At 43.6% G+C, this 16942-nt stretch carries 15 protein-coding genes; 2 read left to right on the forward strand and 13 right to left on the reverse strand.

Annotated elements, in window-relative coordinates; genetic code table 11:
* Positions 1–29: 29 nt before the first annotated feature.
* The 8 genes from rpmB to rpsF form a co-directional block, all read right to left on the reverse strand.
* Positions 30–224: a 50S ribosomal protein L28 gene (gene rpmB / locus HXT40_RS05975; RefSeq protein ID WP_012913853.1), complete on the reverse strand. Its 195-nt coding sequence runs from the start codon at positions 222–224 to the stop codon at positions 30–32.
* 128 nt (positions 225–352) lie between these two features.
* Positions 353–2692, reverse strand: a complete 2340-nt coding sequence (gene fni, locus HXT40_RS05980) for a type 2 isopentenyl-diphosphate Delta-isomerase (protein ID WP_421777227.1) — start codon at positions 2690–2692, stop codon at positions 353–355.
* A 9-nt stretch (positions 2693–2701) separates the two neighbouring features.
* A complete protein-coding gene (gene mvaD, locus HXT40_RS05985; protein WP_119522406.1) occupies positions 2702–3799 on the reverse strand; it encodes a diphosphomevalonate decarboxylase in 1098 nt (365 codons plus the stop codon).
* Between the two features lie 135 nt (positions 3800–3934).
* Positions 3935–5167 (reverse strand): mevalonate kinase, encoded by a 1233-nt coding sequence (gene mvk / locus HXT40_RS05990; protein WP_421777228.1) that lies wholly within the window; start codon positions 5165–5167, stop codon positions 3935–3937.
* Positions 5168–5462: 295 nt separating this feature from the next.
* Positions 5463–5909: a 50S ribosomal protein L9 gene (gene rplI, locus HXT40_RS05995; RefSeq protein ID WP_102703364.1), complete on the reverse strand. Its 447-nt coding sequence runs from the start codon at positions 5907–5909 to the stop codon at positions 5463–5465.
* A 16-nt stretch (positions 5910–5925) separates the two neighbouring features.
* A complete protein-coding gene (rpsR, locus tag HXT40_RS06000; RefSeq protein WP_004105399.1) occupies positions 5926–6174 on the reverse strand; it encodes a 30S ribosomal protein S18 in 249 nt (82 codons plus the stop codon).
* A 127-nt stretch (positions 6175–6301) separates the two neighbouring features.
* A complete protein-coding gene (locus tag HXT40_RS06005) occupies positions 6302–6883 on the reverse strand; it encodes a single-stranded DNA-binding protein (RefSeq protein WP_119504582.1) in 582 nt (193 codons plus the stop codon).
* A gap of 150 nt (positions 6884–7033) precedes the next feature.
* Positions 7034–7330 carry a 30S ribosomal protein S6 gene (gene rpsF / locus HXT40_RS06010; protein WP_004574062.1) on the reverse strand — a complete coding sequence of 99 codons (297 nt, stop codon included), beginning with the start codon at positions 7328–7330 and terminating at the stop codon, positions 7034–7036.
* Between the two features lie 77 nt (positions 7331–7407).
* Between rpsF and HXT40_RS06015 the strand changes: the two genes are divergently transcribed.
* Positions 7408–7572 (forward strand): hypothetical protein, encoded by a 165-nt coding sequence (locus tag HXT40_RS06015; protein WP_155760793.1) that lies wholly within the window; start codon positions 7408–7410, stop codon positions 7570–7572.
* Positions 7573–7742: 170 nt separating this feature from the next.
* Here the strand turns inward: HXT40_RS06015 and HXT40_RS06020 are convergent, their stop codons facing one another.
* Complete coding sequence (locus tag HXT40_RS06020; RefSeq protein ID WP_421777229.1) at positions 7743–8276, reverse strand: peptidase; 534 nt, start codon at positions 8274–8276, stop codon at positions 7743–7745.
* Positions 8277–8809: 533 nt separating this feature from the next.
* On the reverse strand, positions 8810–9667 hold the full coding sequence (locus HXT40_RS06025) for a DeoR/GlpR family DNA-binding transcription regulator (RefSeq protein WP_004105415.1): 858 nt from the start codon (positions 9665–9667) through the stop codon (positions 8810–8812).
* A gap of 203 nt (positions 9668–9870) precedes the next feature.
* Here HXT40_RS06025 and HXT40_RS06030 point away from each other — a divergent pair, with 203 nt between their 5' ends.
* Entirely contained in the window at positions 9871–11025 is a 1155-nt protein-coding gene (locus HXT40_RS06030; RefSeq protein WP_421777230.1) for a quinone-dependent dihydroorotate dehydrogenase, read from the forward strand.
* 146 nt (positions 11026–11171) lie between these two features.
* On the opposite strand, the gene HXT40_RS06035 is transcribed toward HXT40_RS06030, so the two are convergent.
* From HXT40_RS06035 to HXT40_RS06045, 3 genes are all read right to left on the reverse strand, one after another.
* Complete coding sequence (locus tag HXT40_RS06035; RefSeq protein WP_421777231.1) at positions 11172–13493, reverse strand: transglycosylase domain-containing protein; 2322 nt, start codon at positions 13491–13493, stop codon at positions 11172–11174.
* 58 nt (positions 13494–13551) lie between these two features.
* Positions 13552–14262 (reverse strand): Crp/Fnr family transcriptional regulator, encoded by a 711-nt coding sequence (locus tag HXT40_RS06040; RefSeq protein WP_004110206.1) that lies wholly within the window; start codon positions 14260–14262, stop codon positions 13552–13554.
* Positions 14263–14431: 169 nt separating this feature from the next.
* Entirely contained in the window at positions 14432–16912 is a 2481-nt protein-coding gene (locus tag HXT40_RS06045; RefSeq protein WP_116431918.1) for a S9 family peptidase, read from the reverse strand.
* Positions 16913–16942: the final 30 nt, after the last annotated feature.

Below are 16942 nucleotides of genomic sequence, written 5' to 3' on the forward strand. Positions count from 1 at the left end.
TACAATTTAAACGCAATACAATGCGCGAATCACGCCTCAACGCGCTGAACCTTGCCAGCCTTAATGCATTTCACGCACACACGAAGGCGAACGTTCTCGCCATCAATGGTGGTGCGAACCGGCTGAAGGTTCGGGCGGAAGGTGCGCTTATTGCGGATATGCGAATGTGAAACAGTGAAACCAGTCTGAGGTCCCTTGCCACATACTGCGCAACGAGCTGCCATAATTGGACTCCTATTTTCTTTGACTTGCAAGTCTTGCGTCATTCAAACACACGAACTACTTACGCAAATTACTTACGCACATTGCATAAACAAATAAGCACGCTTGAACGCACAACTACACAAGTATATCACTTACCAAGACAATCCGCGCGCACAAACTCAGTCTTTTCTTGTAAATCCTTGACTGTCTTGCATCCAAGAAGAGCCATAATCACCCTAATTTGCTTCTTCCAGTTATCAATTTGCAAAGAAAGCGCATCCTCACCTTCATGCATAAGCGTATGCAAAAACTCGCCAGCGACACCAACTGCAGAAGCACCCAAAGCCAACGCACGCACAACATCCAAAGGCGTGCGAACTCCTCCACTTGCGAAAACTTCCATATTTTTTAACGAATCACACTTGCGTATGTCAACCAGCGACTCAACAGTAGTAAGACCCCAATCAGCCAAATAATCACAGTCGCCTAAGTTCCTGCGAGCATTCTCTATTGTTACAAAATTAGTTCCGCCACGACCAGAAACATCTACAGTGCGCACTCCAACATCTTTAAGACGATGAACATCTTTAGCAGAAATTCCGCATCCAGTTTCCTTCACAATCACAGGCACGCTTAGTGCTTCGCACGCACTGACAATAGACTCAATATTGCACAACCAATTTCGAAAATCGCGATCGCCTTCTTGCATAACCAACTCTTGTGCAGCATTTAAATGCACTTGTAACGCATTCGCATGAATCATGTTTACAGCACGCAATGCATCAGACACACTAGTTCCAGCGCTAACATTTGCCATCACAAATCCATGTGGATTTTCGCTTCTTATGACACTGAAAGTGCTGAGTAAAGTTTCGTCTCGAAGAGCAGCACTCAAAGATCCACTCGCCATAGCAACAGAATTTTTTGCAGCAACTCTAGCAAGACTTGCATTCACTTTTTTAGCAGCATCACTTCCGCCGGTCATTGCGTTAATATATATCGGCGAGCACCAATGCACAGAATCACATACTTCGCTTCCTAGCACGTTCACGCTAGCGTCAATTTCTTCAAGCGCAACTTGCGGCAAAGCATTCGGCACAAAACGCACTTTGTCAAAATCTGAATCTGCACGAGTTTTATACTGCTTGTCCGCAAGCGCAATATGCGCGTCTTTGCGGTTTTGTATTGTGCAAGATTGAGCAGATTGTGCATTAGGTTCGCAACTCTTAGCAAACGTGTCTAATACAATATTTTCAGAAGGCTTACCAGTTCCAAAAATTTCCGTAACATCAATATTCAATGGCTTTATTCCATTGGCTTCCCAAGTAGATTTCATAGTTTCAATTACATTATTGTCATAAATTGTCGACAGCGCAATTGCACAATCTCCCCCGCCTGCGCCGCTAGTTTTTGCAGGAATACCGGCACAAGTCGCAATTTCAATAAATTTTGTAAGTTCATGCGTTTCGATAACAGTTCCAGTAAGAGCACTTAATTTTTGTAACAACGCACGATTTTGAGCAAAACCGCTAGAAATTTCGCTTATTTCAAACTTTTCAATTGCGCGCGCAAGTTTTTGCACGCAAATCTCACTTTGTTTGCAAAAATCTTCGTAAGTAAAAAGTTGATTTTTATTGTCAAAAGCACTAGTTTCGACGCTACTTTCCGTACTACCTTCAGCACTAGTTTTAACGCTACTTTCTACGCTACTTACTAGCTTTGCGCTAGACGCAGGAGAACCAGTCCACCCGACTAAAAGTTTTAGCGACTTATCTACATTTAAACGCTTAACTTCCAGTCGTGGCCACTTTTTGTACAACAACTCACCGAAATCAGAGCATCCGGATTTTACTAGCGTCAGCTCAGCTTCAAGCCACTCTCGGTTATACGCGCGATACATAATCCAACCGCCATAAGAGCTGGCAGCAACATCTCCACCGCTTCCGGATTTTTTAACACTCGACGACGCAATCAACGCTAGCTTGCAAATTTCTGGAGTCGAAAGATTCAAACCATACCATTTGCACAACGCGCGAATAACTGCAACAGTTACTGCAGCAGAAGATCCAAGACCGTATTTTCTACCAGTTTTTGCATCATCAAGTTCGCTAGAAATATGCACATTGTAACTTTTGCGGTTAATATTTGGCGCACATTTCTCACTAGCATAAGCGTCGACTACGCACATTGCAGCGAGCACATAAGCATATTTTCCGTCGTTTTGTATTTCAATACTTCCGTCGGATGTACGCGCCCAAAGAAGCGGTTCATATTTTTCACCATCTGAGGTAATTACACCACAATAATTTCTGTTGCTAGGCGCATTTTTCTGCAAATTTTCGCGTAACTCTTCGTTTAAGGTTTCATCACTTATGCTAACTGTTACATAACGATTAACAGCAGCAACAATTGCAGCACAGCCGTCAACAACAGCATACTCGCCAGCAATATAAAGCTTTCCTGGGGCACTAGAGCGCACTTGAGTCATATTATCCGCCTATTTTAAACTCGTACTCACCGTCACAGCGTCACCTGGCAGCGCAATCGCAAATTTCGGCTCGCAATATTCTGTATTACAAAAAACGCTAGAATTACGTAAACCATCCTCAACTCGCGAGCGCAACTGACACATCGCACGATAAGCATCATCTCCAGAAGTAAGCACCTTCACATTTGGACCAGCATCCATCGTAGACCACACCAGCCAACCATCTTTTCGCATATTTTTAACCGCTTCAAGCACAATATGCGTGCTGCTAGTTAAATAATTCACCGACGGAACAGCATTATGCATAGTTTCGTGCATTCCAAAAGCATTGCGTTCAACAACCTCACCCAATTGCTCAATATCTGCTTGCTTAATTGCGTTTTTAGCAATTTCAAGATCGTCTTTCGACTGCTCAACCCATTGCATATACGTTGGCGAAGTTTCAACCGTTCTGCGCATCGCTTCTCGGCTAGAAATCGGCTTTTTACTATCGTCCAAAGTAACAACAATCATAGCAAGGTTTAAATTTTTAAGCGTAACTTGTGCGTTTTCAATAGGCTCTGCGTAAGACGTTTCGTCGTCGCAGCCTGCATGCCAAATTGAAAGTCCTCCAAAAATCGAACGACAAGCTGAACCAGAACCACGTCTTGCAAGTCTAGAAAGTTCTCGTGGAGTTAGGTTTAATCCAGCAGCGTACGAGGCAGCAGACGCAAGAGCTGCAAAACCAGACGCGCTCGATGCAAGACCGGCAGCAGTTGGCACAATATTATGCGAAATAACGCTTGCTTTCGTTGAAATTCCTGCAATTTCACGCACCAAATCGAGCATAGCGACTACGCGACGAAAAGTTTTTGCAGACGGCGAAATCTTTTCATTATCTAAAGTAAAAGTATCTTGTTCAAGATTATTCGCAAAACTTACGCTTGTAGTTGTAAACAAATCAGAAAGGGTGAGCGAAAGCGAGGAAGTATAAGGCAAAATCAGCTTTTCATCGCGCTTACCCCAATACTTAATCAGCGCAATATTCGCGTTTGCTTTAGCAAAAGCTGAGTTGGGTGAAAGACTAGCGTCAAACGTTATTTTTGGCTGAATTTCAACATTTTGCATACTGTTCCTTTTGCGGCAGATACGTAATTCTCGTTTGTTAATGTGCTAGTCAATGTTTTAGCAAAACAGTGCGCACAAGCTTCTTTTCTTTAAATAACTGTAAAGTTTATGCTACATTTCAAGTAAAAATAAGATTCAATTTATTGCAGAATCACCTATATTCACAATCCAAGTATCGCAAGCTCCTGCATTTTTAAAAGCTTCACTCACTCGCTTAGCAGCATCCTCACTATCAGCCAGCGCAATGACACATCCTCCACCACCTCCGCCAGTAAGTTTTGCACCCAACGCGCCATGTTTGCAAGCAGCATCTACCAAAGTGTCAAGTTTCGCAGTACTTACGCCCAAATCCGCCAAAATACGGTGTGCGAAAGTCATTTGCTTACCCATATTTTCAATACGACCAAACGCCAAATCATCTTCTGCAACAGCCGCAATCTCCCCCAATTTATTGAGCTGCGCTCCAACTTCAACAGGATTCGATTCTAAACGAGAACGCAAAGCTTCAACTGTTTCGCGAGTCATTCCTTTGCATCCAGAATCCGCCAAAACAAGCCACGCACGCATGTTAATTTCCATGCGATCAAAACAGCCACGACTAAAACGCACAGGCCAGGAAGCAGCGGTTGCAGTGGCATCCAAGCCTGAAGAACGTCCGTGAGCCACGCACTCAGCAGTCTGCGTCAACTTAAAAATCTCATCATCGCTAGCTGAAACGCCATAATAGTCAAGAATCGCACGAATTATAGCACCAGCAGCCGCCGCAGACGAGCCAAGACCTCGTTCTGCTGGAAAATCAGACTCGGTAAAAATGTGCAAATTCTCACCGCTCCACCCTGCAAACTCCAGCGACGCGCGAATTGCTGTTCGTATGCTATTAAAGCGCGTAGGAATTTCGGAAAGTTTGCCAGTAAAGTCAAGGCACGAAAGAGTTATATGTGAATCGAGATTCGTCGTAGATGCTAAAGATTCGCATGATGCAGATGCTAAAGATTCACACGAAGCAGAAGATAAAGATTTACACGATACAGGTACTAAAGATTCATTGCAATTAGTTACGACAGCGCGCATACGCAAGTTTTTAAGCGGCAAAGCTATTGCAGAATGACCATAAACCACGGAATGTTCGCCAAAAAGAATAACCTTCGCGCAAGTTTCGCCGTATCCTTTGTGATTGCTGTATTTTATTGCGTTTTCAAGATTTGCGCTTACGGAAGGTACGCTTGCAAGATTTTCGTTTTCAAGATTTGCGCTTACGGAATTTTTACAAGCATACTCTTCGTCATTGCGAATAGCAGATATGCTGGCATCTTGCGCTTTTGCGTTCATACTAAACTCGTCAGCCAGTTCATATTTGCCTTTCAGCACAGTTTGCATCTCCTTTATAATTTCGCAATTTTCCAACTGTTCTAATTTAGTCGAGTAAAACTTAAAAAACTACGTTATGCACGTGACACTTACAACACATTCACATTTTCAAAATATTGCAGCATAAAAAAACTCTGCGCAGCATCGCAATGAGAAAACTCAATGCAACACAAACGCAGAGCTAATGCTTAAGTTCAATCCACATGTATTACAAGCAGAAAACCACTAAAAGAAAAAACCACTAAAAGCAAGAATCTGCTCGCTGCAACATGTTTTGTAAAATTCACAAAGCTACTTACTCAGCCACAACCTTAACAGTGAAGGAAGCGGTGATTTCCGGATGCAACGTTACTGTTGCTGGGAACTCACCAGTGGTCTTAATAGTAGCAACCTTAATTGCGCGAGCCTCAACTTGAGCCTTGGAAGCCAAAGCGGCAGCAATCTTCTCAGCAGAAACGCCACCGAAAAGCTTGCCGGATTCGGAAACCTTAGCAGAAAGCTCCACAACGGTGCCTTCAATCTGAGCCTTAGCGGCAACTGCCTCTTCACGAGTGGCAACAGCCTTGGCAAGACGAGCGCGACGCATTGCTTCAATCTGGGAAGCAGCACCCTTGTTCCATGCAAAAGCAAGACCCTGAGGAATCAGGTAGTTGCGAGCATAGCCAGCCTTAACTTCAACAACGTCACCAGAGTGACCGAGGTTGGCAACAGTCTTGGTAAGAATAACCTTGGTTTCAGCCATATTCCTATCCTCTCAATCAGCGACCGGTAGTGGCGTAAGGAAGCAAAGCCATTTCGCGAGCATTCTTCACTGCCTTCGCGATCTTGCGCTGTTCCTGCACGGTTACGCCGGTGATACGACGGGAACGAATCTTGCCGCGGTCAGAAACAAACTTGCGCAGCAAAGCAACGTCTTTATAATCAATTTCAGTAATCTTGGCAGCCTTCAAAGGATTTGGCTTCTTTTTGAAAGGCTTGACCGGTGGTTGCGGCCTTTTGCGTGACATAAGATGTCCTCTCTCAAATCCGTTATGCTTTTTGTTCGCATAACATATAACTGATGATGTATTTATAAGGATTAAGTAAGCGCGTAAATAAACAAATAAATACGCTATCTATAGCTCAACTAAAACGCTAGAACTCAGGTTCTTCAGAATCGCCACCAAAATCAGAATTGGCGCCGAAAGTTGAAAAACTATCGTTTGTTGGCGCAGCAGCACTCCACGGATCAGCCGCTGAAGAACTTGCAGCATGCTGAGAAGCAGCCTGGCTAGCAGCATAATTTGCTCCGCCAGCATAACCTGCACCAGCAGCATTTGATGCGCGCGAGCCACCAGCAAAACCTGTTGAAGAGCTTTGGCGGTTAACTTGCGCAGTTGCATAACGCAAAGATGGACCAATTTCGTCAACCGTAAGTTCAACAACTGTGCGATTCGAGCCGTCTTGCGCTTGATACGAACGCTGCGACAACCTGCCTTGAGCAATCACGCGCGTGCCTTTAGAAAGGCTGTTTGCACAATGTTCTGCCAAGTCTCTCCACGCTGAGCAACGCATAAATAATGCAGGCCCATCCTCGAACTGATTCGTATTACGATTAAACGTTCTAGGTGTGGATGCAATGGTAAAGCTCGCAACAGAAGCACCGTTGGAAAGTGCCCTTAATTCAGGATCCGAAGTGAGATTTCCCACGACGGTAATAATTGTTTCACCTGCCATATCGTGCCTTTTCTTTCTCGCTTTACTCGTAATCACATATCAGTGATTACTGGCAATTTTGTGCGCAACTTATGCGCGGTTGTTTACGTATTTATTTAGCTTAACTAGTTTTTATTTAATTCACTAGAGCTTACTTAGTTTTGCTAGTTTTTACTTAGCGTCCTTGCGAAGAATCTTCGTGCGGATTACAGATTCATTAAGGTTCAAAACACGGTCAAGTTCGTCACTTACAGATGGCTCGGCAGTGTAGTTCACCACAACGTAGTTACCTTCGGTTTTGCCTTCAATTTCGTAGGCAAACTTGCGGCGACCCCAGTAATCGGTGCCGTCAACGGAACCGCCCTCGTTGGTGACAAGCTCAAGATACTGCTCGGTCAACTTCTTAAGACCGTGCTCATCCAGCTCAGGATTTGCAATGAACATCAGTTCATACTTATGTGCAGACATCACCCACCTCCTTCGGACTATCGGCTGTGGACCTTCCACAGCAGGAGTGTGTTTGCAAAATATGCGCGATATGTTTGATGATAAGCACCAAAACCGCACACAACTTTGCTATTTTACAGCACGCTCGTGACGACGAGAGTTACGCGCTTAAACGATGGTGTCAGGCGGCAGAAACTTTACAGCAGCGTAAAGAAAAAGCCGCGAAACCAGCAAATAACGACAGAAACTTTACAGTTGCGTAAAAAGAGGACGAAGACGTGAACACGAGCGTACAGAGCACAAAATTGTCATAAAAAAACTTAGTCTAGCGCACCTTTCAGCACACTAGACTAAGTAATTCACAGAAAAACCGACTCAACAATCAACCAATAAGCTAAAGCCCAAATGATTCATCACTGAATCAGATTTCAGCTTAGTGACGGATCTTGCGAAGAGCAGCACCCATGCCAGCAAGCACAGAAGCAGCAACAGCAGCCAAAGCTACAGCAGCACCGGTCTTAGCCAATGGAGCAGCCTTCTTATCAGACTTCTTGTCAGACTTCTTGTCGTTAGCCTTGTCATCAACCTTCTGACCATGACGCTTGAGGTAGTCAGCGACAGCTTTGCACTCGAGAGAATCTTCACCGTAAAGCTTCACACACTTCTTGTAATCCGTGTCCATATTGCCAAATGGAGTATGCTCAGACTTATCTTTCTCATCCTCAGCCTTAGCCTTAGCTTCCTTATCAGCCTTCTCCTTATTCAAACGATCAGCAAGAGCTTGAGAATCCTCAGTCTTATAGAGCCAATTATCATCCTTCTCATCCTGAGCAGCAGGCTTATTCTCTGCAGGAGGGTTCTGTACACCAGCACCTGGTTCTTCTGCCATTGCTGGGGCGGCGAAAGCCAAGCCGGAAACGAGGGTGGCGCCAGCAGCGAGTGCGGCGATAGCCTTCTTATTCAACATAATATTTTCCTTTCTTCTTCTCCTTCGCACTAGGGTATGCGAAGAAAAATTTGCCATTTGCGGTTTCCCGCTCGTACCAGTGAACTAGGGATTCAACCGGTAACTGAGTTAAAACTTACCGCAAGCTCTCAGAAAACTCAACACTAAAATTCAGGTTTCTCAGCATCAAAAATACAAAAAATCTTGATAAATATTCGTTATATTCATTAAAAAGCAGAAATATTTACGGCATTTTTCTGTATTTTTTGATAAAAATTACGCGACACGCCATATACTGGATTTTTTTAACATTTTTTCAGCTTTCTTTAAGGTTTGAGTTTTGTGATTTCTCTAACTGCCTTATAAAACAACAAAAAACGCAATATTTAACCATCGGCACGCTTTATTTAAACATAGCAAAATTTGTTTAAACATCGACACACTTGAAGCAAAACCAAACAGAAAAAACCAAAAATGCCCGCGTAAACAACTCACTCGGGCATTAAAATCATCAGCGCGCAAAATTAAACTTTGCAAAAATATTTGCAAAAATACTAATCAAGCAAATCGTCAGAATCTCCAGAACTCACTAAATCGTCAGCATTAGACGCATCAAGAACATCTCGCTCATCAATAACAGGTGCCAAAACCAAATCCTTTACAAGCTCACGAGTGCGAAGCTGAGAATCAGCATCCAAACCATCGTCGGTAATAACAGTATCAACCTGATCAAAACGAGCAAATAGCGAAAGCGACGTACAACTCCATTTAGTATGATCCGTCAAAATAATCGTGCGATCCGCAATATCCATTAACGCCATATCAGTAGCAGCTTCCAAAGAATTTGGCATAAGGAATCCGCGAGGAAGAGACACAGAATGCGTGCCAAGAAAAACGGTATTCACACGAAGAGAAGCAACAACTTTATCTGCAATAGGCCCAACAAGCGAATTGGAACGCGTAATCACGCCGCCGGTAACAATAACCTCGACATCCTTCGACTCTAAAGCTTGCACAAGCTCCGCAACAGGAATCGAATTAGTCAAAATCGTAATGCCAGAAGCCCTGCGAGACTCGAGCAAATGCTGCGCAAACACATAAGCAGTGGTACCGCCGCCAATAGCAATCACATCCCCAGGAGAAACATAGTCCACAGCCAAACGCGCAATCGCATCCTTCAAACCAATGTCCATTTGCGACTTTACAGAAAACAGCGGCTCCGAAAGCAGAGTATTAGTCGTTACAGCACCGCCGTGAACGCGCTTTAAAAGCCCACGATCCGAAAGCTCTGCGATATCCCTGCGAACCGTCATAGCAGAAACGTTCAGTTCTTTAGAAAGCGCAGTAATGCGAACAGCACCGCGCGTACGGAGACGACTTAAAATCAAATGTTGACGCTGTGAAGAAATCATACGAACATTATCGCACACGTAAACGCAAAAAACAAACGTAATTGAGCGTTTCAGGGCATTAAAACGAAAAGAACGCACATTTTGTTGTCAAGTAAAGCAGGTTTTGTGAAAAATCGCACAAAAACGAACGCGTACTAAGGAAGAAAACGCACAAAATACACTAAGGAATGGCATATATAACAATAATGCCCTACTATATAAATATGTATTACGTTTCTGAACACTCATTGCACAATGTCGTCAATAAAACAACGACAGACCTTTTTACATTCTCATACAAACACATTATTAAACCGCATTTCGTTTTTAACATTCCTCCAGACGAAGCGCATGATCGCATGATTAATTTTTGCAAATTTAGCGAGCGCACTCCTGGGTTAATGTGGCTTCTTCGCGAAATGCTTAACTACACAGACCCGGTGCTAGAAACTAACGTTATGGGTGTGAATTTTGCAAACCCGTTTGGCTTAAGTGCAGGACTAGATAAAAATTGCCAAATGGCAACCGTGCTAGACAACGCCGGCTTTGGATTTGAAACAGTTGGCTCTACCACAAGCCGACCATGCGAAGGAAATCAAAAACCTTGGTATCATCGCCTTCCAGAATATGACTCTATTCTTGTACACGCAGGACTAGCAAACGATGGCAGCGAAGCCGTTGTTGCACGAGCCGAGAAAGCTTGGACGCACGCAAAATCTATGAATATGTCTATTTCTATTGCGCGCACAAACGACGACTTAGTTGGCGACTTGGAAGAAGGAATTGAAGACTACCATATTTCTATGGAACGTGCAGCCGGAAAAAGCTCAATAATTGAAGTAAATATTTCATGCCCGAACACGCGTGTGGGTGAACCATTTAGTCAGCCGGAAGCACTTGACAAATTATTCACTGATCTTGACACTATTAAGCGACCTCAGCCAACGTTAGTTAAGATGCCGCTTAATTTACACGGCGGTTGGGAACAGTTCAAGTCTTTGCTTGACGTTCTTGCAGAACATAAAGTTGACGGAGTAAGTATTGCGAACTTGCAAAAGAATCGCGCAGGACTTGATGTTCCGGAAGATTGGCAAGGAGCACTTTCTGGAGGTCCTACCTACAGCGCAAGCAACGAGCTTATTCGACGCACGCGCAAAGCTTTTGGTGAACGTTTTGCTATTGCAGGCATTGGCGGAGTATTTACGCCAGAGCAAGCATATGAGAAGATTCGCTCAGGTGCTGACTTGGTTATGTTTATTACGTCACTTATGTACAGAGGACCGCAACAAATTACGACGCTGAAACGCGGGCTTGCGGATCTTTTGAAACGCGACGGCTTTGAGCATGTTGCAGACGCAGTTGGTGCGGATTTGAACTAGCACAGTGCGTATTTGCGCTAAAAATGACCCTTACTTTGCTCACAATCAAGTAGCATAAGTAAGGGTTTATTTGTATTATAAGGAACAGCACAAAACAACTTAGTATTTAGTAAGTTAACTAGCAATTACGAGTTAACAAATACCATTTAGTAATTATCAGTTTCTGAATCACCATAGTCGTCGCGGCGAGCAGTGCCGTACTGATCTTGCGTGTTCTTTTGCGTCTTAGCTTCTTCCTGCTGTTCTTGTGCTGCCTGCTTTCTGGCGTCTTCATCTCGCTTCTGCTGATCAGTTTTAACAGTATTTTTAGGCGTGCCGGGCAGAGTTCCACCGGCAGTATACTTTGGATCAGGCTTGCCATAATCGTTGTCAACAGGAATGTTAGCAGCTTTCAAATAGTCGTTCATAAACTGTTTCCACGCTGGGGTTGCAATATACATACCGTACCAAGCTGCCATTGTGCGACCGTTAATAGTCATGCCATTAAAGCTTTTCTGTGATTCAGCGTTACCAACTGCCACAAACGAAGCAACTTGATACGGCACAAAACCAGCTGTAGTCATGTAGTACTGCTCGTTAGTACCAGTTTTTGCGAAAGTCTTGCGACCGCCATCAAGTTGTGTAGTTGAAGCCTCGCCGCCAGGTTGCACAACACCCTGATTCAGCGCATAAGCAGCAGTTTGAGCGATTCCCTTTGGAATTGCTTGATGGCAATGCGCACTAGGAACTTTCAAACGCTTACCGTTTTTGTCAACAACTCGCTTAATAGCAATAGGATCACACGCCACGCCATCAGCACCAATAGTTGCATACACATTCGCCACAGTTAAAGGCGAAGCTTGCACAGAACCAATCGTCATAGGCGGATTAAGCGAGTTAGCAGAATACACGCTTTCCTGACCAAGAGGCGAATTGTGGTAGCCAAGTATGCGAGCAGCATCCGCGATTGAACACAGCTTAATTTGCTGAGCCATAGAAGCCTGAGTGGTGTTATGCGAGCGCACAAGACCTTGCAAAGGAGTTTCCGGATTAGTTGTGCCACCACCAGAGTTTTGAACTGACCAACTACCAACTCCGCGGAATTTGCTGCAATTAAAATCAGCATTATTATAAAGCATAGAAGTGCGAAGAGGCTGATTAATTGACTTTCCAGCAAGCATCCACGCAACCATATTAATTGGCTTCCAAGTAGAACCAATTTGCCAACCGAGACCGCCACCATCTCGTTCATCGACAGCGTAGTTCAAAGCCGTATGCGTAGGATCTGATTTTGCAGCATCCGTAGCATCATAAATACGATTGCTACCAAACGCCAAAACTTCACCAGTTCCAGGCTTAATTGCCGCAATTGAAACCTCAAAACCGCTCTTATCATTTACAGGAATCGTATCCCTAGCAGCTTTCATAGCAGCCTTACTAGCACGCAAATCCATAGTTGTGTAAATATCAAGACCACCCTCAGTAAGCAACTTTTCGCGCATGGCAGCAGTTTTACCAAACTCGCGAGAGTGCAAAATTTTCTTCGTCACATAATCGCAGAAGAATGCTGCGTCGCCTGCAGCTTGACATCCAATTTTAGAAACTTCCCTCTGTATGTTAAGAGTGCTTTTAAGAGGAATAGCAACAGCGGAATCATGCTCGCTCTTAGTAATAAAACCTTGACGAAGCATTAAATCAAGTACAATATTGCGCTGCTTTTGCGCTTCAGGCTGATTTGTTTCAATAGAAGGATCATAACGCGAAGGATTCTTTGTAATTGCAGCAATAGTTGCTGATTGCACAAGATTAAGTTTTGCAGCGCTCGTATTGAAGTAGCGATGAGCTGCAGTTTCTACGCCGTAAATATTATTGCTACCGAACTGCGCAATATTTAAATATCCCTGCAAAATCTCAAGTTTAGAGTATTTTTTCTCCATTTGAATTGCAATAAGCATTTCGCGTAATTTACGTGCAATAGTGCCTTCAGAAGCGTGATACTCAGCTAAAGAATCGTTATTTTCGCGAGCCTTAATCATAAGCACATTTTTTACATATTGCTGAGTTAGGGAAGAGCCACCTTGCATATCTCCCTTTTTAACGAATGTTTGCACGAATGCGCGAATAACACCTTGCATATCTACGCCGGAATGCTCAAAGAATCGACGGTCTTCACGAGCAACCATTGCTCGCTGCATATATTGCGATATGCGTCGAAGCGGCACTACAGTGCGATTTTGAGCATAAAAAGTTGCAATAATAGTTTTGCCATCAGAAGCGTAAAGTCGCGATTTTTGCGGCAACGCGGTAACATCAAAATCGATGCCGTCAACGCGAAGTGAAGGCACTACTGTTTTCACTACACTATTCACGCTCATTACGCCAGGAACAAACATAATACTTGCTGCAATACCTCCTGCAACACACAAAGTGATGTAGGTAAGGAACAGCGCTAACACACGGCGAACAGTCAGTGAATTCTTTTTCGGCATGCGTACTATTTTAAAGGTTTGCCTCTACTTGAAAACTAGCATCATAAACATTCGCATTTTAACGTTCAGCTCGACGAATAAGCATGCCAGGCTTATAGATAATAATTGACCTGCCTTGGCGCATAATCCAACCCCTGTTTGCAAAATCCATAAGCGCTTTGTTAACTGTTTCGCGTGACGAGCCAACAAGTTGCGCAAGCTCTTCTTGCGTTAAATCATGCGGCACAAGCAAGCCATCGCTCATAGGCTCACCAAATCTTGAAGCTAAATTCAGCAAAGTCTTTGCTAAACGAGCAGGAACATCCATAAAAACTAAATCGGAAATTCGCTCATTATTTGCTCGCATGCGCGCTGCAAGCACTTGAAGCATATCTACTGCAACACTAGGGTGATTGTTTAACCAATGGAATAACACGTCATTTTCTAGCCATAAAACTCTAGTATTGTTGGTAATAGATATTGCTGAAGCTGTACGAGGACCGCCGCTAGGGTCAAAAACGGGAATTTCGCCTAGAATTTCGCCAGGAGTGTGAATACTTAACAATTGCACACGATTGTCGTTTGAATGACGAACTAATTTTACTCTTCCACGCTCAAGCAAGTACATTCGATGGTCAGTATCGCCTTCATTAAAAATTGCAGAACCTTTTTTAAATGTTGATTCTTGTAAATACTGCATCAATTCTTTTACTTGATCAGCTGGAACTTGCTTAAACAATGCGGTATGTTGCAGTGAAAATTCATCGCTGTCAACGTTGAGTGTTGCCATTGCTGCTCTACCCCTTCATTAAGCAATAAGTAGATATCTCCATTGAACTACCTGTATGTAAATGAGCGCAAACGCAAGCGAAAAACGCACATCACTTGACCCATGATATCACGAAAGGCGTGGAAACGACATTTACTTTACAACGCAGTAAAGTTTCTGCCGCTTCCAACTAACTGTTTATACCCATAACATGCAGGCACCATGCGTTTTCATAAGCTAACTCCTGCCATTGCCTGTACCTGCCAGAAGTGCCACCGTGACCACCGTCAGTTTCAATACGAGCAATTGCGTCAACTCCAGAAGCTTGCAATTTAGCGAGCCATTTTAAAGGTTCCGTAACAAGCACGCGCGTGTCGTGAATAGAGGACGTGATTAAGATTTTCGGAAAATCAGCTAACTTTTTGCGACCATCTTCCATTTTTACGCAAGGCACATTTTCGTAAGGAGTATACGATTTCATATAAGCATAAGCTTCAGGATCATCGAGTGGATTGCCCCACTCATCCCACTCTGTTACAGTAAGCGGCAAAGAAGAGTCGAGCATAGACGTAAGGGCATCTACAAAAGGCACGTCTGCTTCAATTCCTGCATAACATTCCGGAGCCATATTTGCTATAGCACCCATAAGCAAGCCTCCTGCTGAACCACCGTTTGCAACAGTATGACAAGCGGAAGCAAAACCAGCATTTTGCAAAGCACGCGTGGCATCAGCAAAATCTTCAAAAGTATGCTTTTTATTGACGCGCCTACCCTGTTCATACCACGCACGACCCATTTCGCCGCCGCCTCGCACATGCACTTGCGCATATAACACGCCGCGATCCAGCAAACTCAAGCGACCGACAGAAAAAGTAGGGTCTGAACTAACTTCATACGCTCCATAACCAGTAATAAACATTGAGTCAGTTTGAGAAATTTTATCCGGACGCCACACAAGAGACACTGGCACACGCTCACCATCTCGAGCAGTAATCCAAACGCGCTTTTCAGCATAATTGCGCTCATTAAATTCACCTAAAATTTTACCTTGCTTGAGCAACACATCTTCGCCTGTTAAAGGATCCAACTCGCGAAGTTGACCTAAAGTCGCATAACTACCAAAAGCGTAACGCATACGCGGAGCTTCGTACGAAGGATTTCCAGTCATAGAAATACTCAATAGGCGATTATTGTTGATTTCTTCTTGTGAAATATTTGCGAGCGCAGCACGTGATTCGGCTTGCGCTTGATCCACAAGTTGAGAAGAAAGTTGATCCGTAAATTGATTCGCAAGCTGGGAAGAAAGCGGTCGCACTTCGCAAAAACGCCACGGTTTTGCTTGCAAAAAATCTTCAACAGCGCGCTTCTTGCTCATTACAGCCAAATGCGGCAAACCTTGAGAACGATAAGCTAGTGCCACATAATTTTTGTACATTGACAATCCGCTTATGCTCAATCCAACTGCATTTTGCAATATTTCAGGATTTTGAGGCGAATTATAAGGCTTTGTAATAGGCTCACTTCCAGCACCTTGTTGCCAAGCATCTCCCTGCTCGCAACCATAAGGAGAACCCGACGCAACACATACTCCATCCGAAAGCTTATACGTTATATGCTCATCAAACTTGCCGGAATTTCCTCTCATATCAATAATGTCAATTTCAAAATTAGGATTTTTAGCGTTATGGCACACAATCGCAATTGGAATATCTTCACCATTTTCGCCAGCATTCTCAAAGCAAGCGAAAGAAATATCGTATTCCACCCCCTCAACCGGCTCAATAACCATACGGAATTCGCCTTCAGGATTGCTCAAAGGAAGCATAAGCACGCGCGACGTAGTCTTTGAACTACTGCTGATCATCATGTATCGTTCGTCAAAACTTTCATACACGTCAACAAAAAATCGCTCGTCAGTTTCTTCAAAAACTTTTACATCATTAGAAACGCTAGTGCCAACCTTATGCCTCCAAACTTGATAAGGACGCCAAGCATCATCAAGCTTTACATAAAACACCCATTTTCCATCTGGAGAAAGTGAAGCAGAAGCAAGATTTTCCCACGATTCTTCTAACTGCAACCAAGAACATGTTTTTGTAGAAAAGTCACGAATAAAATAGTTAAAGCGTTCATCGCCTTGAGTGTCGACACCGTACAGCATTCTCAAACCGTCGGTACTCAAATCCATTCCACCGACTCTAAAGAACTTGCCACCAGAGTGCTCAGATTCAAGGTTTGCATCAAATAAAATTTCTTCACCATCAGTTGTGCCAGGTTTTGCAGAATTGTCGATAGTTGGCGGATTCCAATCGTCACTATTTTTGACTTTCATACGGCATTGCACAGCGTATTGTTTGCCTTTTTCAGTGCGCACGTAATACCAGTAATTATTCATGCGCACAGGAACAGACATGTCTGTTTCTTGAACTCTTGAGCGCAACTCGTCAAATAATGTAGAACGCAAGTTTTCTAAGTGCTTTACACGCTGTTCAGTATAAGCATTTTGACTATTGATGTATTCCATAAGCTTAGGATTATTGCGATCTTTCATCCAAGCATATTCGTCTATATAAGTGTCGCCATGGAATTCACGCGTCGACGGTATGCGTTCTGCCGCTTTTGGCTTTGCAAAATCTTGATTATTCATAGCTACACCTCTTTTAATTTTCATTAAGTATTTTCTTCAGCTTTTATATATTAG

Origin of the sequence: Gardnerella sp. DNF01180P, assembly GCF_049244205.1 — a bacterium.
Lineage (GTDB): Bacteria > Actinomycetota > Actinomycetes > Actinomycetales > Bifidobacteriaceae > Bifidobacterium > Bifidobacterium swidsinskii.